At 43.7% G+C, this 21,882-nt stretch carries 19 protein-coding genes and 1 pseudogene; 1 reads left to right on the forward strand and 19 read right to left on the reverse strand.

The window, feature by feature from the left end; translation table 11 throughout:
• Nucleotides 1–174: 174 nt before the first annotated feature.
• The gene (tnpA, locus tag AB5618_RS14685; RefSeq protein ID WP_117853754.1) at nucleotides 175–630 is read left to right on the forward strand and encodes an IS200/IS605 family transposase; all 456 of its coding nucleotides are present in this window, start codon (nucleotides 175–177) and stop codon (nucleotides 628–630) included.
• A gap of 415 nt (nucleotides 631–1,045) precedes the next feature.
• Here tnpA and AB5618_RS14690 read toward each other — a convergent pair whose 3' ends face one another.
• From AB5618_RS14690 to AB5618_RS14780, 19 genes and pseudogenes are all read right to left on the reverse strand, one after another.
• Nucleotides 1,046–3,178, reverse strand: coding sequence for a glycoside hydrolase family 13 protein (locus tag AB5618_RS14690; RefSeq protein WP_148463171.1), 2,133 nt, complete (start codon nucleotides 3,176–3,178; stop codon nucleotides 1,046–1,048).
• 342 nt (nucleotides 3,179–3,520) lie between these two features.
• A complete protein-coding gene (ftsH, locus tag AB5618_RS14695) occupies nucleotides 3,521–5,371 on the reverse strand; it encodes an ATP-dependent zinc metalloprotease FtsH (RefSeq protein WP_148463170.1) in 1,851 nt (616 codons plus the stop codon).
• A gap of 16 nt (nucleotides 5,372–5,387) precedes the next feature.
• Complete coding sequence (hpt, locus tag AB5618_RS14700) at nucleotides 5,388–5,915, reverse strand: hypoxanthine phosphoribosyltransferase (RefSeq protein ID WP_148463169.1); 528 nt, start codon at nucleotides 5,913–5,915, stop codon at nucleotides 5,388–5,390.
• Nucleotides 5,908–7,443 carry a tRNA lysidine(34) synthetase TilS gene (tilS, locus tag AB5618_RS14705; protein ID WP_148463168.1) on the reverse strand — a complete coding sequence of 512 codons (1,536 nt, stop codon included), beginning with the start codon at nucleotides 7,441–7,443 and terminating at the stop codon, nucleotides 5,908–5,910. Before tilS ends, hpt begins: the two co-directional genes overlap by 8 nt.
• 120 nt (nucleotides 7,444–7,563) lie before the next feature.
• Entirely contained in the window at nucleotides 7,564–9,051 is a 1,488-nt protein-coding gene (locus tag AB5618_RS14710) for a SpoIIE family protein phosphatase (RefSeq protein WP_118581564.1), read from the reverse strand.
• Nucleotides 9,052–9,066: 15 nt separating this feature from the next.
• Nucleotides 9,067–9,129, reverse strand: a pseudogene (locus AB5618_RS14715) (DUF6783 domain-containing protein); the annotation flags it as partial.
• Between the two features lie 177 nt (nucleotides 9,130–9,306).
• Nucleotides 9,307–9,621: a septum formation initiator family protein gene (locus AB5618_RS14720; protein ID WP_226815895.1), complete on the reverse strand. Its 315-nt coding sequence runs from the start codon at nucleotides 9,619–9,621 to the stop codon at nucleotides 9,307–9,309.
• Nucleotides 9,575–10,078, reverse strand: a complete 504-nt coding sequence (gene yabQ / locus AB5618_RS14725; protein WP_148463167.1) for a spore cortex biosynthesis protein YabQ — start codon at nucleotides 10,076–10,078, stop codon at nucleotides 9,575–9,577. The genes AB5618_RS14720 and yabQ overlap by 47 nt, the downstream gene beginning before the upstream one ends.
• A 3-nt stretch (nucleotides 10,079–10,081) precedes the next feature.
• Entirely contained in the window at nucleotides 10,082–10,363 is a 282-nt protein-coding gene (gene yabP / locus AB5618_RS14730) for a sporulation protein YabP (protein WP_118581555.1), read from the reverse strand.
• Between the two features lie 101 nt (nucleotides 10,364–10,464).
• Nucleotides 10,465–10,704: an RNA-binding S4 domain-containing protein gene (locus AB5618_RS14735; RefSeq protein ID WP_368366862.1), complete on the reverse strand. Its 240-nt coding sequence runs from the start codon at nucleotides 10,702–10,704 to the stop codon at nucleotides 10,465–10,467.
• 72 nt (nucleotides 10,705–10,776) lie between these two features.
• Nucleotides 10,777–11,052 carry an HU family DNA-binding protein gene (locus AB5618_RS14740; protein ID WP_117851504.1) on the reverse strand — a complete coding sequence of 92 codons (276 nt, stop codon included), beginning with the start codon at nucleotides 11,050–11,052 and terminating at the stop codon, nucleotides 10,777–10,779.
• A 71-nt stretch (nucleotides 11,053–11,123) separates the two neighbouring features.
• Entirely contained in the window at nucleotides 11,124–12,107 is a 984-nt protein-coding gene (locus AB5618_RS14745) for a CotS family spore coat protein (RefSeq protein WP_148463166.1), read from the reverse strand.
• A 78-nt stretch (nucleotides 12,108–12,185) separates the two neighbouring features.
• Nucleotides 12,186–13,526 (reverse strand): CCA tRNA nucleotidyltransferase, encoded by a 1,341-nt coding sequence (locus AB5618_RS14750; protein ID WP_148463165.1) that lies wholly within the window; start codon nucleotides 13,524–13,526, stop codon nucleotides 12,186–12,188.
• Nucleotides 13,527–13,660: 134 nt separating this feature from the next.
• The gene (proS, locus tag AB5618_RS14755) at nucleotides 13,661–15,100 is read right to left on the reverse strand and encodes a proline--tRNA ligase (protein ID WP_148463164.1); all 1,440 of its coding nucleotides are present in this window, start codon (nucleotides 15,098–15,100) and stop codon (nucleotides 13,661–13,663) included.
• A gap of 506 nt (nucleotides 15,101–15,606) precedes the next feature.
• The gene (locus AB5618_RS14760; protein ID WP_148463163.1) at nucleotides 15,607–17,649 is read right to left on the reverse strand and encodes an LTA synthase family protein; all 2,043 of its coding nucleotides are present in this window, start codon (nucleotides 17,647–17,649) and stop codon (nucleotides 15,607–15,609) included.
• Between the two features lie 11 nt (nucleotides 17,650–17,660).
• Nucleotides 17,661–19,817, reverse strand: coding sequence for an LTA synthase family protein (locus tag AB5618_RS14765; protein WP_148463162.1), 2,157 nt, complete (start codon nucleotides 19,815–19,817; stop codon nucleotides 17,661–17,663).
• A gap of 16 nt (nucleotides 19,818–19,833) precedes the next feature.
• The gene (locus AB5618_RS14770; RefSeq protein WP_118581740.1) at nucleotides 19,834–20,319 is read right to left on the reverse strand and encodes a dCMP deaminase family protein; all 486 of its coding nucleotides are present in this window, start codon (nucleotides 20,317–20,319) and stop codon (nucleotides 19,834–19,836) included.
• Between the two features lie 82 nt (nucleotides 20,320–20,401).
• Nucleotides 20,402–20,836 (reverse strand): ribose 5-phosphate isomerase B, encoded by a 435-nt coding sequence (rpiB, locus tag AB5618_RS14775; RefSeq protein WP_118581537.1) that lies wholly within the window; start codon nucleotides 20,834–20,836, stop codon nucleotides 20,402–20,404.
• The gene (locus AB5618_RS14780) at nucleotides 20,833–21,876 is read right to left on the reverse strand and encodes an L-threonylcarbamoyladenylate synthase (protein WP_347088245.1); all 1,044 of its coding nucleotides are present in this window, start codon (nucleotides 21,874–21,876) and stop codon (nucleotides 20,833–20,835) included. Before AB5618_RS14780 ends, rpiB begins: the two co-directional genes overlap by 4 nt.
• Between the last annotated feature and the right edge of the window lie 6 nt (nucleotides 21,877–21,882).

Genomic DNA, 21,882 nt, shown 5'->3' on the forward strand with positions numbered 1-21,882 from the left:
TTAATCTGCCCTTTTGAAATGAGTTTTTAGCAGGATAATATAAATGTGTAATATCTAATCTTAAGTTTATGATGTTGTGCTTCGCGGGTGGTGACCATTGTTATACGCAAAAATCACCTTTCCGTACTATAATAGAGGTGTCCAGCCACTATTTACGAAAGGAAAGGTGATTTTATGGCAAAGAAAACGAATGATTTATCACACACAAAATGGATGTGTAAATATCACATTGTCTTCACTCCAAAGTATAGACGAAAAATAATTTACAATCAATACAAAGCTGATATTCGTGACATTATAAAACAGTTATGCTCTTATAAAGGAGTAGAAATAATCGAAGGGCATCTTATGCCCGACCATATTCATATGTTGGTCAGCATACCACCAAAATATAGCGTATCTAGTTTTATGGGATATTTAAAAGGAAAGTCAGCACTTATGATATTTGATAGACACGCAAATTTAAAGTACAAATTTGGAAACAGACATTTTTGGAGTGAAGGATTCTATGTTAGTACAGTAGGAGTAAATGACGCCACAGTACGCAAGTATATCCAAGAGCAGGAAAAATATGATATCATGCAGGATAAACTCAGCGTAAAAGAATATGAGGACCCTTTTAAGGGTTAAGGCGAAGTAGTACAAATGCCCTTTTAAGGGCGGCGACGAGTCAAGAGCAATGTGGCTGGAGCAAAGCGAAAGCCAGCGCCTTGAGACGCTGGCCTAGCATTAAAGGCTTATAGCCGTCCTACGAGCCACCCGTTTCACGGGTGGGGGCGACTCCCTCTTCTCTGTATCAGCAGCGAAGCGCCCTGATACCAAACTTTCTTTTTCCGCCTGGAATACTCAGCCGCGAGGAGGGGCCTATGGGCTGGCGGTCATTGCGAGGATTCCAGGGATTTTTCATATATGCGCAGGAGGTGGAGCACTGTCTGAGGCCACCCCGTGGCCGAGTTTGCTCCACCTCCTGCAAATAAGCGTATATGGAAAATCCCGGAACCGCAGCTCTGGCCGTCAGCCCATAGGTCCCTCCTCGCGGCGTCCCTTAATCTTCCACAAATATAGTCGGATTCTCACACTTATGATACAACACCATCGCCCCAAACGCTGGCATCGGCACCCTGATCACACCTACCTTAGCTGTATATTCATATTCCTCCGTGGTATATCCATCACGGTAAGACAGCATGATCCGCTTCAATACAGAATCCTTCAATCTGCTGATTCCCGTCTTCCAGACCTCAATCTCAACCTCCCGATCCTCATTCCGGTTATTCAGAATCACGATCATTCTTTCATCATGGGAAAATCTTCCGAAGCAAAGTCCCTGATAATCATTCCAGAGGAACACAAGGGAACCATTACTTAAGAAATCATATTCCTTATGGATCTTAATCATATCTCTGTGGAACGCAATCATCATCTGATCCTCATGTCCCCATGGATAAGTTCTTCTGTTATCCGGATCTGTAAAGCCACAGACACCTGCCTCATCACCATAATAAACAGTTGGTGCTCCCGGCCAGGTCATCTGCACCACAACACCTTCACGCATCACTGCAGGATTGATGTTCTGGGAAGCAGCTTCCGCACCGGCATAGGAAATCCTTCCCACACGGCGGTTTGTTCTGGTGAGAAATCTGGAATGATCATGATTGGACAGCTCATTCATGGACGTATAAAGTGCAGACATATGAAGTGCCCTCATATGAGTCTTCATAGCCCCAATAAAGGCATCACTGTTTCCATAAAGATCATCCCTGCACTCATCACTGTGCTTCTCCATGCCCGTCAGGAACCAGGTCAGAGGTTCCATAAAGGCATCGTAGTTCATAACCGTATCCCACTCATCCCCTTGCAGCCAGCTCTCCGGATTTCCGTAATGCTCTGCCAGAATGATCGCATTGGGATTTGCCTCCTTTACAGCTTTCCGGAAATCCTTCCAGAACTGATGGTTAAATTCGTTGCTGTGCCCAAGATCTGCCGCCACATCCAATCTCCATCCATCTACATTATAAGGCGCAGAAACCCACTTCTTACCAATCTCCAGAATCTTATCATACAGATCCCTGGAGGCTTCATAATTCAGCTTCGGCAAAGTATCATGAGTCCACCATCCATCATAGGTAGGATTGTACGGCCAGCGGTTCTCGTCATAGAAATTAAAGTAATACCTATATGGACTGTCTGCAGAAATATACGCTCCCTTTGGATATCCCTCCTGGTTCTCATAGATCCGCTCTCTGTCCATCCATTTGTTAAAAGATCCACAATGGTTAAACACTCCATCCAGGATTACTTTCATGCCTCTCTTATGGATTTCCTCCACAAGCTTTGCAAACAGTTCATTACTTGCCTCCAGATTCCGCTTATCGGTCACACGCTTAATAAATTTCCGGGCATGGGCATTCTCGCGGTCCCCCTCATTCAGAAGGCCATCATCCATATCCTCCACGATCTTGCCGTAATGGGGATCCACATACTCATAATCCTGAATATCGTACTTGTGATTACTTGGAGAAACAAAAATCGGGTTCAGATAAATAACATCCACTCCCAGATCCTGCAGATAATCCAGTTTATCCATAATTCCCTGCAGGTCACCGCCATAAAACTCCCGCACCCCCATTACTGCCGGAACTTTTCCCCAGTCTCTTACCCTGGAAGTCATATCGCCAATATAAAAATATTCACGATCCTCCACATCATTCGTCGGATCCCCATTGCAGAAGCGATCCACAAAAATCTGGTACATAACAGCACCCTTCGCCCACTGGGGTGTATCATAATCCGGATAAATCTCAAACTCCAGACGCTCCTCCGGGTTCATGGAAACACCCTGATAATTATAATAACAGGTCACCCATCCGTATGTGATCTCAAAATGGTAACGGACAATCTCCTCTCCCATAATAATAGAAGTCTCATAATAATCAAATCCATTGGATTTGGCCACACGCTCCATCTGTTGACGCTTGCCATCGTATACTAAATAAACCATATCTACGTTGTTCCGCTTGGTGCGGAAGCGGATACGGACCTTGTCTCCTGCTTTGGGATTTGACGGACAACGGTAATAATCAGAACCATCGCTGAACAATGCCTCTGTATTCAAAACCGGCCTCATATTCAATATATATTGCATTTTTTTCATTACATCTGCATTATTATGATCCATAACATCCCTCTTTCTAAAAAATTACACTCTATATTTTAACTGAAAACGTTTCTTCCCACAACTGTTAAAATTCGGCTTATTCTCCAAACTTCCGCCCATCTTACCGACGATTTCACCAAAGAACTCCCACCACATTTCAAACACACTCTAAAATACCTTATTCATTTAACGTAAAAAAGACAGCCGGTAAAAGCTGTCTTTTTTGGAGAAGGTATTTCTTCTTATGGGGTGTAGCAAAAACTATATAATGTATTGGGGGGTTTTTACGATGTATATAGTACCATGTGTCCACCAAAAAGTGTGCACAAACTTCACAAAAATCGCTATTGTTTTTTGTGCATGTTATATGCTTTCATTTGATTCACCCGATTTTTCCATTGTAAAAAGTGCTTCAAATTCATCCCGATGAACTTTTTCCTTCTCGAGAAGAAGCTTGGCACAGCCATGAAGAACCTCCATATGCTCAGAAATAATCTTCTTCGCATTGTCATGACACTCCTCAATGATACTGTGAATCTCACTGTCAATTGCCTTGGCAACATCCTCGCTGTAACCGCGGGTGTGCGCCAGATCCCGTCCAATAAATACCTCATCGTCATCATCTCCATAGGAGATCAGTCCAATCTTATCGGACATACCATACTTGGTCACCATAGCTCTTGCTTCGCTGGTAGCCCGCTTGATATCGTTGGATGCACCAGTTGTAATATCGCCAAAAATCAGCTCCTCTGCCACACGTCCTCCAAGAAGTGTGGTAATATCCTGAAGCATTTTACCCTTAGTATTAAATATTTCGTCATTCTCTGGAAGAGGCATGGTATAGCCAGCTGCTCCCATTCCGGTAGGGATAATGGAAATGGTGTAAACAGGCTCCATATCCGGCAGCACATGGAACAAGATTGCATGGCCTGCCTCATGATAAGCGGTGATCCTTTTCTCCTTCTCGGAGATCACCTTGCTCTTTTTCTCTGCACCGATGCCAACCTTGATAAAGGCATTCTTAATATCTTTCTGGCGAATAAATACATGACCTTTTCTGGCTGCAGCAATAGCCGCCTCATTCATCAGGTTCTCAAGATCTGCACCTGTAAAGCCAGCTGTAGTCTGAGCGATCTGTTTCAGGTCTACATCCTCGCCAAGAGGTTTATCCTTGGCATGAACATGGAGGATTTCTTCTCTTCCTTTAATATCCGGACGTCCTACGCCAACCTTGCGGTCAAAACGTCCCGGACGAAGAATTGCAGGATCCAGAATATCCACACGGTTGGTAGCTGCCATTACGATAATGCCTTCATTTACCCCGAAGCCATCCATCTCTACAAGAAGCTGGTTCAGAGTCTGTTCCCTTTCATCATGGCCGCCTCCCATGCCGGTTCCACGCTGTCTTGCAACAGCATCGATCTCATCAATGAAGATGATACAAGGTGCGTGACGCTTGCCCTCTTCGAAAAGATCTCTTACACGTGAAGCACCTACACCAACAAACATTTCCACAAAATCAGAACCGGAAATGGAGAAAAACGGAACTCCCGCTTCCCCGGCAACAGCCTTGGCCAGAAGCGTCTTACCAGTTCCTGGAGGTCCTACAAGGATAACTCCTTTCGGGATTCTGGCTCCCACCTTGGTATACTTCTGGGGATCCTTCAGAAAATCTACAACCTCCTTCAGCTCCTCCTTCTCTTCCTCCAGGCCCGCTACGTTCTGGAAAGTCACTTTCTTATCATCCGGCATGGACATTCTTGCCCTGCTTTTGCCGAAATTCATCATCTTGGCATTGGTACCACCGCCCCCACCTGACATCTGACGGTTCATCATCAGCATGAGGAAGATGATAAGACCACAGGTAAGGAGTACCGGAAAAACAGAATTCAGAAATACACTCTGCTTCGGCACATCCTCAACAGCAGGATCAAGCCCGCTCTCTCGAAGAAGCTGCTCTGCCTCATTTACATCTGCCACATAAATACGCTTCTGTCCCTCGCCGCTTATATTCACGATCACAGAACCTGTTGGAACCTCACTGTTCTGATGAATCGTGGCACTGGTCACCTTACCGTCTGTCACTGCCTGCTCAAGCTGTCCATAAGTATAATCACTCTGGACAGCTACCTGATTGTTCAGATACAGGTAACCTGCGATCAAAGCTACGATCAGGACAAGATACAAGCCAATTCTGCCTGACTGCTTATTCACTTGTATAATTCTCCTTTCATTCGAACTCTACCACTCCGATGTATGGCAGATTTCTGTATTTCTGGGCATAGTCAAGACCATAGCCCACAACAAACTCATCTGGAATATTGAAACAGCAATAATCCACATCAACCCCTTTTACCACTCTGCGGTCCGGTTTGTCCAGCAAGGTGCAAAGTTTCACGCTGTTTGGATTACGTCTCTTCAGAACATCCAGCAGATAGCTTAAGGTTCTTCCGGAATCAATAATATCCTCCACAACAAGAACTTCTTTATCTTCAAGAGGCTGATCCAGATCCTTGACGATCTTTACAACTCCGCTTGATTTGGTGTCATCTCCATAACTGGAAACAGACATGAAATCAAGAGTTACCGGCACTGTGATTCTCTTGGCAAGCTCACACATGAAAAATACTCCGCCCTTAAGAACGCAGATCATGTGGATTTCTTTTCCCTTGTACTCTTCGCTGATCTGGGCTGCTACTTCGCAGATACGCTTCTCCACAGTCTCCTCATCCAGTAAAACTCTGATTTTTTCACTCATGATTATCTTTTCCTCCTTGGTATTGTATTTCCAATATTCTCCTGGTTCTGGGAGCTATTTTATAATTCTCATTTATTCTGCCTCCCACCACCCACAAAACCTCAGAGCCGGTACATAGAAGCAAGATGCTGTCTCTTTCCTCTGATGGGATCTTCTCATCTATAAAATAACGGTTCAGCTTCTTGCTGCTCCCTTTGTCATCTACAATGAGAAAATCTCCCGGCTGTCTGGTCCGGATGGACAGTTCCTGTTTTATTTTATCATAATCCAGCCATTTCGTATACTTTTTTTCTTCAATCTTCTGGCCTTCATTAGAAAATATTTTCAGATAAAAAACATTATCTGTAAAAAGTACCTGTTCACAAGCAGTTTCCAGCTCCTTTTTACTCAACTGGACACTTTTTTGCAGTGCATTCCTCTCCTGATTTTTTTCAGCTTTTACTGGATCGTACTCTTTTGAACTCAGATTTCTATCTGACATTCCCAGTAATTGTCTTTCTCCCAGTAAAATTCCTCCATAAGTTCGAAGCGCCGCCAGATCATAAGGCAGATTGATCCGTCGTCCCACCTGAAGCTTCAGAAGGCTCTCTACACTTTTTACATGAGCAGCTGTAAAATCCTTACGTTTCCCAGCCAGCTCTTCAAAAACCTGAAGCACTCCGTAAGAAGCTATGGCAGGCTCATCCCGCCAGAATGCTTCTGACAGGAAAATTCCCCGCTCCCTGTTTTCCCCATACTTTTTCACAAGGCGTTCTCCCTGACGGGACAAATACTCCTCTGCCTGACTAACAAGACTGGCCGTCTCCGCCATATGGCGGACAGCAGAAGCATTCACCTGTTCTTCCAGAATAGGCAATATCTGATGTCTGATCTTATTTCTTGTATAATCATCTGTAAGATTGGTACTGTCTGTTACATAGGGAATCTGTTCTTTTATTAAATAATTGACAATTTCCTGTTTATTTAAACACAAAATGGGCCGAATAATTTCATCCCGCACCGGCAAAATAGAAGCCAGACCTTTCAGCCCCGTTCCTCTGCAAAGATTGTGGAGCAAAGTTTCCGCCACATCATTTTCATTGTGGGCCAGAGCAATACGGATCCGTAATTTTCCTTCTCTGGCGGCAGAGACTCTTCCCCCACCCTGGAGGTCAGCCGTTTCTGATTTTCCAAAATAATCAGCTTCTGCCCTGGAAAACGCATCCTGTCTGACTTTTCTTCCTGTCTCTTCCAGTCCCATTTTCCATTTCTTTGCAAGCTCCGGTACCGGGTAATGATAGGATAAAAAAGGAATCGTCCATTTTTCGCAGGTCTCTCTTACTACTCTTTCATCCCGGTCAGCTTCCTCGCCGCGGATTCCATGATGCACATGTACCGCACACAGCGAAAAAGCTGCTTCAGCCTGATATCTTTTTAACATTTCCAGCATAGCCATGGAGTCTCCTCCTCCGGAAACTCCGGCAAGGACCACATCCCCATCCACTACCATGCCATGTTCTTTCATATATGCTTTCACTTTCTGATACATACTAGCTCTGCCTCTGATACGTTACTGATTCTTTCGTGAACCGTAACAATATTACTTCTTTCAAACATATTCATATGCTCATATGATTCCATATCTGTTTTTTACTCAAAAATAATCATTCTATTTCTTCCACATTCCAGCTACAAGAACCGTCATATCATCCCTGGCGCAGTAATCGCTGTATCCCAGCACCCGCTCCAGAATCCCCCGGCTCATCTCCTTGGGAGTCTCTTCATGGATATCCATAATGATTTCTTTCATGGTCTCCTCCTCCCGCATGGCAGGCAGCGCATCCAAGACGCCATCTGTCATCATGATCAGATAATCCCCGTGATACAGCTTCCTTGAAGATGTTTCAAAATCCACCTGCTGTATCAGCCCTGCCGCCAGACTCTCTGAAGAAATGGCCTCCACCCAGTGATCCCTTTTGATAAAAGTGGCGGAAGCCCCCGCTTTCAGGAAGTTACAGATTCCCGTATATAAATCCACTGCGCAGATGTCCACTGTTGAAAAAATCCCTTCCTGTCCCTTCATCACAAGAGCAGAGTTCACCATTTTCGCCGCCGTCTCCTGGGTAAAACCGGATTCCAGAAATTGTTCCAGAAGTTCTACCACTTCCTCGCTTTCCCGGCATGCCTCCACCCCGGAGCCCATTCCATCGGAAAGACACATTACAAAACGGCCTGCCTCTTCCTGTCTGCAAATATAATTGTCTCCGGAAACCTTCTCCATTTCCTTGGTCAGCTTTGCCACTCCGTAAAGTACCTGATAACTTACATCCTCCACAAAATGAACCGTATGGTATTCTCCATTTACAATTCTTCTTCCTCCTGCTGCCGCCATGGGAGTTCCGAATTCCTGAGACAAAAGCTGTGCCACCTCATTAACAGAAATGCACTGCCCGCTTCTGGCACGCATGGTAAGAAAAATCTCACGTCTTCCTTCCACCTTATCCATCACCCAGACCTGCTTCACCACAATATGACGCTTCCTGAGAATCTTCTGCAATTCCGTCATAAGCTGAGGATCCGCAATGGAAATGTCGTACAGGTCTTCTGCCACCATATCCATGATTCTGGACATCTCCTGGAGTTGCTGTGCCACGGCAAGGCGGCTTTCGATCATCCGGTTGTCCCATATCAGCTTCTGCCGCTCCCTCATATAAGAGTTACCAAGTGTCTCATAATACTGGGAAAAACGACTGCATACACTCATCCAGTCGCTTTTTGTCTCCTGTATTTTCTCCTGATTTCCCTCCTCCATGGAACGAATCATCCGCTCGCTTCCTCTGTACATTTCCTGCGACTGGGTGCCCCAGCAGATTTCCCGCTGATAACAGTGGCTGCATATCTCATCACAGGTCTCCCTTATGATTCCATCCACCTGGCCGTTGCTTAAATAGTCTTTTCGGTAGGGTAATCCATAAAAGCTGTCTGCAAGCTTCCGAAAAGAAGCCGCATACCGCTCTACCTTCTCCTTCTGGGGATTTTTCTCTTCGGCCGGCTGCTCTGCCTTAAGGAAACTTCTTCCCCTGAAAAAAACTTTTGCCATGTCCCGCAGCACCAGCAGCACACTGATCACGAGCATGGCAATTATCCATTCCTGCATATTCTCCCCTCCCCTTTACAGCCTTACAGTGCCAGAGCCTGTTTGAAAAAGCATTCCCGCAAGCTGCACGCCCCACTGTTCCTGTAGTCTTTAACTGCTGCCCTTGTTTTTGCAAAGGAATGCTGCATTCACATCATCTTCGGCAGCACCTTATGCCTATTATAGGGGACAGGTATGAAAATATATGTCAAACAAAGACGACCATATTGAAAAATATATCGTCAGAAACTTCCAAACTTCGTTTTTCCCAGAACCTTACTTCTCCTCCTGAAAAATAATCTCATTCTCCTTCACAAGCCCCAGTTTCTCTCTGGCGGCCTGCTCTGCGTACTCATCCGTGAGCATATACTGCTTCAGATCTTCAATCTCCTGAGTGCGCGCCTGCTCTTCCTCAATCTGCTGGCTTAATGCCTCTGCCCTGGTCTCATAGCCGGCAAGAGATTCCTTAAGGTCCCGGCTCTGTGCCATAAGCGTCAGAATCAGAATCAGAACGATCAGAGAAATACCGAACATCCCGAGATGATTATACCCTATTGTCTTTTTTCTTCGTTTTTTCCCTGATTTTCCCAAGCTTCCTGCCTCTTCTCATCTGCAAATGATTTCTGGTACTATTTTTGTACTGATTTGCAGATTGCTTAACTAAAATTTTACAACGTTTACAAAAAAATAGCAACCAATTTATATATTTTTTTGAAATTTTTTTTACGAATCTGACAGGAACCTCCAGGATTATATAACAAATTTTTTCAAATAAAGGTTTTATTGTCAGATATGTAAGAAATGCCCCTGATATAATTCCCAAAAACAGAAAACTACGCAGGATTCCCTGGTTGATCCGGTAAATTCCTGCAAATACCAGAAGTCCTGCGCACACCCAATAAAGAAGGTCCAAAATCCCTCCTGCTGCCGGACTGCAGAAAATGAGCCTTCTTATTTCCTGAAGCAGGCTGTAGCAAAGGATCAGCACCGCACCCCCTGCAAAAGCCCGGACGAAAAGCCAGATCTCATTGTAGATATATATGCTCATAGCTTAACGGAACAGCCTTGTAAATAATGGTTCTTCTTTTCGTGGGGAATCTTTAGACAAATAGACAAGAGAATCCACATGTCCGGCAAGAGCAGCTTCTCCTTTTTCCAGGTTTAGTCCTTTTACATGAAGCCCGCTGCCGCGAATCTGCAGCTTCCCGTCAGCAGTCTGAAGAAGGATTTCCTTTTCATCAAAAGAAATCACATCCTTCACACCTGTGACAGATGCTTCTTTCCTGTTATCCAGTATCAGCTTATGGGAAATGTTCACAACCTTTTCTTCCAAATCCCTCTCTCCCAAATATGTGGGTTCACAGATAATCTATGAAATTTTCTTTAAAATTAGAACCAGCTTAAGTAATACTGTTTCCTTCGTTCACAGAACTCTTAAACATACCTGTACAGATTCTCAACTTCTTCCTTCTTCACAGTCTCTTTCACATCCAGCACTTCCACCTTCACATTGCGGCTTCCAAACTGAATCTCAATAGTATCTCCTGTCTTCACCTGGGCAGAAGCCTTGACCGGCTTATCATTTACAAGCACTCTTCCTGCATCACATGCCTCATTTGCCACAGTTCTTCTCTTAATAAGGCGGGATACTTTCAAAAATTTATCTAATCTCATAATACTCTCCTATATCAGAGCGTGTTTAAAAAAGGAGGAACTATAAAGTTCCTCCTGTAAAAGCTTACGCGATTATGCGTTTACCATATCTTTTAAAGCTTTACCAGCTTTAAATTTCGGAGCCTTGGAAGCTTCGATCTTCATGGTCTCACCAGTCTGAGGATTTCTTCCCTCTCTGGCAGCTCTCTCGCTGACTTCAAATGTACCAAAGCCAACTAACTGAACTTTCTCACCTTTTTTCAGTTCTTCTGATACAACGTCGATGAATGATTTTAAAACAGCTTCAACGTCCTTCTTGGACAGATTGGTTTCTTTCGCCATAGCTGCTACTAATTCAGTCTTATTCATGGTGTTTCCTCCTCTAAAGATTCTTCTATCTATATATATACCTTTTACCCTGTATTGTCAAGGTTTTTGCGCTAGAAAGGGGATTTTCCAAAGCAGTTTTCAGGGAAATCCCCCCATATTTTCTTCTGGGCAATTACCTTTTCCAGCTTTTCTGTATTCTTGCCGGAAATCCATGCTTTATTATGAGAAAAGTAGTAATTTGCCAGTTTCCAGTATTTTTCCGGATATGTGAAACGGATTTGCAGGTTTTCCCATTCCTCAGAAGAAATAGGACGTATTTTGTCATATTGCTCCAGCATCCGCCTGGCCAGAAAAACATCCCAGTTATATTTTTCCAGAATTTTTCGCATAAAACAATACAAGTCGCTGATCTGCACATCAAAGCTGAAGTGACCAAAATTTGTTACAGCAGCCTGATTTTTACAAAGAAGAACATTGTGCTGGTTATATTCGCCATGACATAGAAGTCCCTCTTCGCCCGCCTTGTCCCTTAGTTTTTCATAGTCCGACTTTACAAGCATTTCCAGTGCTTTTTCCCCTTTTTCCAGAAACCACTGTACACTGCCCAGAAATTCCTTTTCAAATCTGGCACTGGCACCTTTCTGGCGGATAAATTTACGGATCTTGCGGATTTCCTGATTATGCCTTGCATACTCATCTGCAAGGGAACGCGCCATGTAGGCTTTTTCCACAGGCATATTCATAAATTTATGTACCCTTGCCAGAATCTGCACACTTCTTATAATATCTTCCCTGGACTTGGTGTCACACTCTCTGCCTTCATACCAGTTCTGAAGGGTATAGGGAATATTATCCTTATCTCTGGTAACCAAAGAGCCTTCCTGATTTTCAATAAAAGTATCAACCAGACAGCCTTCCTGGGAAAGTTTTTTTAACACTTCCTGCTGAAAAAGCAGTTTTTTTTCGGAGCCGTGAAACTCTCTGAGGAGCAGAATTCCCTGTTCTGTACGACATACCAATGCTCCCCGGGTCCTGGACGAAGATTTCACTTCAATTCCATACTGGGTCAGGGTGCTAAGACCATAATCATACAATAAAAATCCCCCCGTCACTCACATATGCCAAATGTCTTCAGATACCTTCTATCTTATGAGTGGGAGGGATATGTTATTCTAAAGAAGTTTTTTATCGGCTGCAAAAGCAAGGGAAAGAAGTGCTTCTTTCTTGTTCAGTTCCGGATTCTCCAGAACAGCATCCAAAAGCTCATGGAGCACACTTCCCATTTCTTTTCCAGGCTTCATTCCGGCTGCGATCAGGTCACTGCCAGTAATTGCAAGACCTTTCATGGAAACACATTCGCCTTTTTCCATAATTTCTTCCCAGGTCATTCGAACTCCGGCCTGACGGGCAGCTTTTTCTTCCCCACGGTAATCACTTTTCGCTTTGTTATCCGCATACTGGACTTCCATCCACATGGGAAAAAGGTCTTCCCCAACTACATTGATGGCTTTCCGCACCTCAGCCGGTGCCGGAGTCGGGCGCAGATCATGCCAGCGGATCAGACGGCTCACTCTGGAAATGGTGTCATTGTCAAACTTCAGACGGCGCAAAATTTCCTTGGACATTTTTTCTCCCACAGAAGCATGTGTTTTGAAATGATCCCTGCCGTTTTCATCTGTTTTTCGTACAACAGGTTTGGCAATGTCGTGAAGGAGCATGGTCAGCCTTAGCACCTTATCCTCCCTCACATACAAAAGGCTGTGGAGAATGTGTTCTCCCACATTATAGCAGTGGTGTGGAGTGTTCTGAGGTGTCTCCATACAGCGGTCAAATTCCGGCAGAAATTCCCTGGTAACTCCCGCTTCATAGGCAATCCGCAGATAATCTGGATGAGGGGACACCAGAAGTTTTACAAGTTCCACCTGGATCCGCTCTGCGCTTACATGTTTTAAATTTGGTGCAAGCACAGAAAGAGCTTTTCGGGTCTCTTCTTCCAGGGAAAAGCCAAGCTGCGCAGAAAAACGTACAGCACGCATAATGCGAAGAGCGTCTTCTGTAAAACGCTCCAGAGGATCACCAACACAGCGGATTACCTTGTTTTCCAGGTCTTTCTGCCCTTCAAAAAGGTCCACCAGCCCTTTCCTGGGATTGTAGGCCATGGCGTTGATGGTAAAGTCCCGACGCTTCAAATCTTCCTCCAGGCAGGCCGTAAAGGTTACTTCTTTCGGGTGACGGCCATCTTCATACTCGCCATCCACCCGGTAGGTGGTAACCTCGAATCCCTCTTTTTCAAGCAGCACTGTTACGGTTCCGTGAGCGATTCCTGTATCTACGGTTCTGTGAAACAGGGCTTTGACCTGCTCCGGCTTGGCTGAGGTTGTGATATCCCAGTCATTTGGAGTTCTTCCAAGAAGGGCATCGCGGACACAGCCGCCTACTGCATAGGCCTCATAACCAGCTTTTTCCAGAATATTTATAATTATTTCAACTTTTTGTGGAATTTCAAATACCATCTTTATCACCTGCCTCTGATTTAAAACAAAACTTCTCCTCATACACTTCTCTGCCTTGAAAAACAAAGCGGGGCAAAATAATTTTGCCCCTTTTTGACTACTGATTGCAAAATAAACAGCAATCCCTTTTGTTATTAATAAGCACGTCCCCAGTATACCATTTTCTTGGCAGGTTTTCCACAGCATACACAGACATCGCTTAAATGTTCCTGCTCAAACGGCATACATCTGGATGTTGCCTGAACGTCTTCTTTGATCTTATCTTCGCACTCACGGTTGCCGCACCACATAGCTTTTACAAAACCAGGTTTTGTGTTGATGGTCTCCTTGAATTCTTCGTAATTTGTTGCTACATAGGTGTGAGCATCTCTGTGGGCTCTTGCACGCTCCAGCATTTCCTTCTGCATGGTGTCCAGAACTTCCTGAACCTTAGCAGCAAGTTCTTCGAACTTCACAATATATTTCTCTCTGGTATCTCTTCGGCAGATAACAGCCTGTCCGCTCTCGATATCCTTCGGACCGCACTCAATTCTTACCGGAATACCACGCATTTCCTGCTCTGCGAATTTGAATCCCGGGCTCTTGTCTGTAACGTCTGCTTTTACACGGATTCCAGCTGCTTTCAGAATCTGTGTCAGCTCCTCTGTTTTCTCCAGAACGCCCTCTTTTCTCTGCTGGATCGGGATTACAACAGCCTGGACCGGAGCAATTCTTGGTGGAAGAACAAGTCCGCTGTTGTCTCCATGAACCATGATCAGAGCACCGATCATACGAGTTGTCATTCCCCAGGATGTCTGGTGTACATACTGAAGCTGGTTGTTTTTATCTGTGTACTGGATGCCGAATGCTCTTGCAAATCCATCACCAAAGTTATGGCTGGTTCCAGACTGAAGTGCTTTTCCATCATGCATCAGAGACTCGATTGTGTAAGTAGCCTCTGCACCCGCAAATTTCTCTTTCTCTGTCTTCTGACCTTTAATAACCGGGATTGCAAGTACTTCCTCGCAGAAGTCTGCATACAGGTTCAGCATCTGGATGGTACGTTCTTTTGCTTCCTCAGCTGTAGCGTGGGCAGTATGTCCTTCCTGCCATAAGAACTCACGGGAACGAAGGAACGGACGGGTTGTTTTCTCCCAGCGAACTACTGAGCACCACTGATTATATACTTTCGGAAGATCTCTGTGGGACTGAATCTCTTTCTGATAGAAATCACAGAACAGAGTCTCGGATGTAGGACGTACGCAAAGGCGCTCCTGAAGAGGATCAAGTCCGCCGTGTGTTACCCATGCAACTTCCGGTGCAAATCCCTCTACGTGATCCTTCTCTTTGTCCAGAAGGGATTCCGGAATGAACATTGGCATGTATACATTCTCTACGCCTGTCTCTTTGAATCTGCGGTCAAGCTCTTTCTGGATATTCTCCCAGATTGCATATCCTGCTGGTTTGATTGCCATACATCCCTTTACACTTGTATAGCCGCAAAGTTCCGCTTTTTTTACAACATCGGTATACCACTGTGCAAAATCCACATCCATGGATGTGATAGCTTCTACCATTTTCTTTTCTTTTGCCATGATTTTTCTCCTTTTTGATTTTCTAATATTTAAACGCCAGGGAAATCTGGTAAATTCCATGTATTATTTGAAAAACACATAAAAAAAGACCTTCCATCCCTGCAAAAGGGACCGAAAGGCTTCGGCGGTACCACCCTGATTAACACTGGAAATGACTGCTCCACTGCTCACTCAATTATCCTGATAACGTAGGACAGACGCCGCACTTCAATTGTGCGGAGCTCTGAGGCCGGTTCCATGACTTGCGCACAAAATCCTCACACCATTGCCTGTCGGCCTGGATTTCTCTCTGAGATTGCTCCTCATGTACTATTCTCTTCATTGCCACTTCATTTATTTAATTTGCTCGTTAAGTCTTGTTTATTTTATGCGAAATTTTCCCATATGTCAAGTAGCGAAACAGAAAATACCCAGACAAAAAACAGCCAGAGGTTACTGTTCACTCCGTTCACAGTAACAGCCAGAGTTACCATCCACCGCATCTGTTTTGTCCGGGTACTTTTTTATTACTTCAATGTAAACAAGCTCTCTATTACATCTTTTTTCTCAAACTGGTTGTTATATTCCAGGATATTGTAATCGCTCAAAAACTGTCTGTAATTGTCCGGAAGATCCTCAGAAGCATACCAGTTACCCTCCTGATCACACACTGCACCAACACCAATGACCGGCAGCTGTTTCTTCAGTTTCATAAGGAACTGATTATAAAACGGAAGGGAAATTCCTGCCTTAAACAGCACATAACTTCCCAGATAATTGGCACTGATATCCTCTTCTGCAGTCTCGGAAGAATAATTTGTCCAGATTACATATGGAGTTGTATACGTCACCTGGCTTTCAAAAAGGTCCAGCTTCTCCCTGTCTTTTCCGAGAACTTCTGCTAAAAAGCCTTCTTCCAGCTTAGGCCAGTGATCTCCAAACATGACGATCATGGTCGGCTCGTCTACCTTTTCAAAATATTCTACAAGATTCTGAAACGCTTTATCCGACTCTCTGGCAAGTGACAGATACGTCTGTGCCTCCGGATATTCTGTTTCATAATTCAGTTTTACATCTGGTTCGTATCCCTTCAGAGTGCTCTGGGAATATCCGCCATGGTTCTGCATGGTTACGCAGAAAGTAAACAACTTTTGATTTGTTTCTTTTTCTTTATACAGGCTGATGATCTTGTCAAAAACAGACTGGTCACTTACAAAGCCTCTCAGTTTATCCTGATATTCTCCGCCCCAGTTATCCTGATTCAAAAACTCATCAAAGCCCATCTGCGGATATACCTGGTCGCGGTTCCAGTTATGTCCGTTATTGGGATGCATGGCAATTGTATAATATCCCTGAGATTTCAGAATATCTGCCATTCCATACTCCGGAGTCCGGACATACAGTTCATAAGGAACACAGCCAGAAGGAAGAAACGTAATACTGTTTCCGGTAAGTACCTCATACTCAGATCTTGCTGTTCCGCCACCGTAAGTGGGCATATGCAGACTTCCATGTGTTACATTTTTATCAATACTGTGAATATACGGCAATATTTCCACATCTGATCTGACACTCCCAATGCTCTCGAAATCCGCAAGACTTTCATTCATGATCATAATAATATTCTCAGGGATTACATCTGGCTCCTGCTGCCTTTCAGCCGGATCACCTTCAGTTTTTTCTGCAATTTTCTTTACCGCATCCACGGAATATCCCTCCGGTTCTTCTACAAAAACAAACCGGAATTCTCTTGCAAAAGTATATACCAGTCCTTTATTCTGATATTCCTTGTTTACATTCCACAATGAAACATTTTCCTGCTTCATGATCAAAGGCCGAAATCCCACTGCCATTGCCACAACAAACACAGCTAAAAAGGCTAACCGCACAATCAAATTTTTTCTGCTTTTTTTTCCTAACTCCAGTCTCTGAAATTTCAGGATAAACTGGGCAAATACCATAGAATACGTTAACGGAATGCCAAGCATAAGAGGTATTTTAAACTCATATTCTCCTGCAACATCTGCAGCAGTTCCAATTCCTGTGATATCCAACAGAAAAAAAGCTTCTCCTCTGAATTCCATTACAAAGAAATTGATCAATGCCAGCAAAATCAGAAGCCAGCAAAATACAGCTGAAGCTGTCTTTATTTTTCGAAAAAGCAGGATCAATATACCAAGAATAACATAACAGACGATCAGATTCCCTATAAGATTCATAAAAGATAGGGAAGTAACCTTTTTCAGAAGACTTCCCAGATAATTCACTGATTTATTTCTTTTTCCGGAAAGCCAGGTAATCATCTGCACTGCCCCTATCATAACAGGAGCGGACAGAATCAGTAAAATTCCATCCGCTGCTTTTGATATTCTGCAGGTATGCCAGGCATCACTTAGTCTGTCTCCCCACAAAACCAATAAAATCCATATCAGATCACCAATGGCAATCAGCAATATTTTCTTGGTATCTCCTTGAAAAGGATGGGCTGTTCCAAGCTCTGTATAGATCAGCAGCCCATCAATTACTGCCATTAACAAAAGGTTGCAAAACATTTGTGACAGTTTTTTCATAAACGCACCTCTTAATTGCCAATAGTAAACAAGCTCTCTATTACATCCTTTTTCTCAAACTGATTGTTATATTCCAGAATATTGTAATCCGTCATCAGTTTTTTGTAATCGTCCGGAAGCGCATCATTGGCATACCAGTTTCCATCTTTGTCGCAAACAGCACCAACTCCGATGATTGGAAGCTGCTCTTTCAGATTCATAAGGAACTGGTTGTAGCCTGGCATTTCAAGACCAGCCAGCTGAAGCATATAGCTTCCCAGATAATTAGCACTGAAATCTTCCTCTACTGTCTCAGATGGATAATTTGTCCAGATCACATAGGGAGTTGTATAGGACTGCTGGCTTTCAACAAGTCCCAGGCTCTGCCTGTTGCCGCCTAAAAGTTTCGCCATAAATTCTTCTTCAATCTTAGGCCAGTGATCCCCAAACATAACAATCATGGTAGGCTCATCTACTTTTTCAAAGTACTCCAGCAATTCCTTAAATGCTGAATCAGACTCTCTTGCCAACGATAAATACGTTTCAGCCAGAGGATACTCTGTATCATATCCAAGCTTTACAGTAGGTTCAAATCCAGCTCTGTCTTCTACTGTATAACCGCCATGATTCTGCATGGTTACACAGAATGTAAATAATTTTTCATCCGCATCCTTCTCTTCATAAAGGCTGATGATCTTTTCAAATGTTGCTTTGTCACTTACATAATTTCGAAGAAGCTCTCTGTGTTCCTCTCCCCAGTTCTCCAGGCTGATAAATTCATCAAATCCCATGCATGGATAAACAGAGGCCCGGTTCCAGTTATGAGCCTTGTTGGGATGCATGGCAATTGTGTAATATCCCTGGGATTTCAGGATATCTGCCAGACCATACTCCGGATCCCGCACATAAAGCTGATAAGGAACACTTCCGGATGGCAAAAAGCTCATACTGTTTCCTGTAAGAGCCTCATATTCAGAGCGTGCAGTTCCGGCTCCGAATGTAGGTACATGAAGCTGTCCATGTTTTACATTTTTGTTAAGGCTTCTTATGTATGGCAAAATTTCTACATTTGACTTTATTTCACCTACATTTTCAAAATCTGTAAGACTTTCATTCATGATCAGGATAATATTTTTCGGTGTTACTGTTTCAGAAGTATCTGCAGCTGTATTATCAACACTTTCTTCAGACTCACTCTTGTCTGTCTCTGAAACAATATTTTCCCCATCTTCAATTTCCTGTGCCAGTTCTACGGTTTTTCCAACAGAATAGCCTTCTGGCTGCTCGATATAAAAATACCTGATTTCCTTAACAAGAGAGGAAATGTAGCCCTGTTCTTTATAAATACGGTTAATCTGCCATAAAGTAACAGCGTCAAGCTTCTGGAGGATAGGTCTTATGGTAAAACATAATGTAATCACGATCACAGCCAGTACACCAAACCGGGCAGCTGTATTCTTTCTGCTCTTTTTTCCAAGCTCCAGTTTCTGGAATTTCAGTACAAACTCACCAAATACCAGGGCATAGATCAGTGGAATTCCAAGCATCAGTTTGATTTTGAAGCTATATTCTCCAACAACTTCTGCTGCCGTTCCCATTCCTACAATGTCAAGAAGCTGGAATGGTTCTCCACGAAATTCCATTACATAATAGTTTACCATTGCAAGGATTATAAAAAGGTAACACAACGCAGAAGAAGCAATATTGATTTTCCTGAATAAAATAATAAGTATTATAAAAAATATTGCATAAATAATAAGATTCAGTCTCAAATAAGGCTGCTCCATCAGTAGCGACATCTTGACCAGGCCTTTAAATGTTGACACTGCTTTATTCTTATATCCTGACACCCAGGTGACCATCTGGACAAGCATAAATACAATTCCAGGAGTTACCAGCAGCAATATGACATCTGCTATTCTCAAAAAAGTGGTATTTTTTATTGCACTGCAGATTTTCTCTCCCCAGAACAGAAGAACAAGAAACAAGATATTTCCTGTAACAATTAGTAATATTTTAATGATTGTTCCTTTATATATACGATTTTCTTCGTTAATAAAAGTATATACCAACAATCCATCTATAAGCAGAAGCAAAGCAATGTTCAGAATGATTCCCAGTATCTTTTTCCATCTGTCATTCTTCGCTCTGCCCATATTCAAATCTGTATTTTCTTTCGTATTTTTCACAACAAACCTCTTTAACTTACACCGTCAGCGAAATCTCGCGTCCGGTTCTCTTGTATTGATAATAGCGTACACCGGCGGAGTCCAGCATTCTCTTGGAAGCAAGGACTGACGGAGTGCTTGCATATTTGTCACAATCATAGACCAGAGTCTTGATTCCTGCCTGGATGATTGCCTTGGCACACTCATTGCATGGAAAAAGAGTTACATACATTTTCGCTCCCTCAAGGCTTCCTCCACGGTAATTCAAAATCGCATTGAGCTCGCTATGGGTCACATACAGATATTTGGTATCCAGAGGCTCTCCCTCTCTTGCCCAAGGAAATTCATCATCTGAACAGCCTTTTGGGAAACCATTATATCCCATGGAAAGAATTTTATTATCATCGCTGACAATACACGCTCCTACCTGTGAATTGGGATCCTTGGAGCGCATGCCGGAAAGCATGGCAACTCCCATGAAATATTCGTCCCAGGTAAGGTAACCTTCTCTTTTGTGGTTCAGATCTGATGCAGCACTTACAGGCGCGATCTGTATATTCCCGGTGTTTTTCTGATTTGTGTTCTCCATAGAAGAGCTCTCCTTCCTATTCCGTCTCGATCTGAGCAATTCGGCGGATATGTCTCTCATCTCCTGAAAATGGTGTATTCAGGAAAGTATCCACAATCTTAACTGCAAGTCCAGGTCCAACTACACGGCCTCCAAGCGCAAGGATGTTTGCGTCATTGTGAAGTCTGGTTGCTTCAGCAGTAAAGCAGTCTGTACATACTGCTGCACGAATTCCCTTAATTTTGTTTGCAGTGATAGAAATACCAATACCTGTTCCGCATACAAGGATTCCAAGCTCACACTCTCCGTCCAGAATCCCATGTGCAACTTTCTTTGCATAGATCGGATAGTCTGTGGACTCTGTGCTGTAGCAGCCGTAATCCTTATACTCAATATTCTTTTCTTCCAGATATTTGATAATCTCCTGTTTCAGTTCAAATCCGCCATGATCACTACCTAATGCTACTCTCATTGTTCTTCTCTCCTTATATTGATTATTTTGTGACCGGCTGCTTTTAGAAGCCGGTTCATAATTGCCTGTCCCATTTTTGGGGTATAAAAAGCTTCGGAATAAATTTTGCTTACCTGGCACTGATCGAATTCACGCAGCACCTCATAAAGGTTATGAGCAATGGTTTCCTCTGCCTCTCTGCTTCCAATACACTTCACAGTTCCACAGGGATATCTGGAAATAGTCTCTTCTGTGGCAATAATCCCCGCCTGAAGTCCATTTGCCTGATCTTCCTTTACAAACTGATTAATGGCATTTATTACTTCTTCTGTGGGGCCCTCCACAATTGCAAGATCTGCTTTCGGTGCATAATGCCGATATTTCATTCCCGGCGCCTTGGGATGAACTTTACTATCAGGCTTTATAAGACCTTTGTCCATTCTCACATCACCAAGAACCTCCTGGAGCATTTCCAGTGAAATATAACCGGGTCTTAAAACCACCGGCACGTCCTCGGTAAAATCTACAATCGTTGACTCCAGGCCAATTCCCACAGGACCTCCATCAATGATCATCTCAATGGCATCCCCTAAGTCCTCCTCAACATGCTGTGCTGTAGTCGGGCTTGGCCGTCCGGAAGTATTTGCACTTGGCGCTGCCACGTATCCCCCTGCCTGCAAAATAAGCTCCGCTGCAATGGGATCACTTGGAAAACGCACAGCTACACTGTTGAGACCACCAGTTGTCTCCAATGGAACCAAGTCTGATTTCTCAAAAATCATAGTCAGGGGACCAGGCCAGAATTTCTCTGCCAGTATCTTCGCCTTCTCCGGTACTTCCTTTACAATTGGAACCAGCGCATTTAAATCTGCAATATGAACGATCAACGGGTTATCCGAAGGACGTCCCTTGGCTGCATATATCTTCTTCGAAGCCATAGGATCCAGTGCATTTCCTCCAAGACCGTAAACAGTTTCTGTAGGGAATGCCACCAGTCCTCCCTGTTTCAATATCTCTCCGCCTCTGGCAAGTGCCGCATGGTCGATAGCATCTGCCGTCATAGCTAC

The organism is Ruminococcus sp. J1101004sp1_RTP21198st1_B9_RTP21198_201120 (assembly GCF_040924245.1).
In the GTDB taxonomy this organism is placed as follows: Bacteria; Bacillota; Clostridia; order Lachnospirales; family Lachnospiraceae; genus Blautia_A; species Blautia_A faecis.

Coding starts and splice junctions, on each gene's coding strand:
- hpt (WP_148463169.1), bottom strand. CDS start 5,915: ATGAGTGAAAAAATCAGAGTTTTACTGGATGAGGAGACTGTGGAGAAG.
- AB5618_RS14760 (WP_148463163.1), bottom strand. CDS start 17,649: ATGAAAAAACTGTCACAAATGTTTTGCAACCTTTTGTTAATGGCAGTA.
- yabQ (WP_148463167.1), bottom strand. CDS start 10,078: ATGAGCATATATATCTACAATGAGATCTGGCTTTTCGTCCGGGCTTTT.
- tnpA (WP_117853754.1), top strand. CDS start 175: ATGGCAAAGAAAACGAATGATTTATCACACACAAAATGGATGTGTAAA.
- proS (WP_148463164.1), bottom strand. CDS start 15,100: ATGGCAAAAGAAAAGAAAATGGTAGAAGCTATCACATCCATGGATGTG.
- AB5618_RS14740 (WP_117851504.1), bottom strand. CDS start 11,052: ATGAATAAGACTGAATTAGTAGCAGCTATGGCGAAAGAAACCAATCTG.
- AB5618_RS14710 (WP_118581564.1), bottom strand. CDS start 9,051: ATGCAGGAATGGATAATTGCCATGCTCGTGATCAGTGTGCTGCTGGTG.
- AB5618_RS14780 (WP_347088245.1), bottom strand. CDS start 21,876: ATGACGGCAGATGCTATCGACCATGCGGCACTTGCCAGAGGCGGAGAG.
- rpiB (WP_118581537.1), bottom strand. CDS start 20,836: ATGAGAGTAGCATTAGGTAGTGATCATGGCGGATTTGAACTGAAACAG.
- AB5618_RS14750 (WP_148463165.1), bottom strand. CDS start 13,526: ATGGTATTTGAAATTCCACAAAAAGTTGAAATAATTATAAATATTCTG.
- AB5618_RS14735 (WP_368366862.1), bottom strand. CDS start 10,704: ATGAGATTAGATAAATTTTTGAAAGTATCCCGCCTTATTAAGAGAAGA.
- AB5618_RS14690 (WP_148463171.1), bottom strand. CDS start 3,178: ATGGATCATAATAATGCAGATGTAATGAAAAAAATGCAATATATATTG.
- tilS (WP_148463168.1), bottom strand. CDS start 7,443: ATGTATCAGAAAGTGAAAGCATATATGAAAGAACATGGCATGGTAGTG.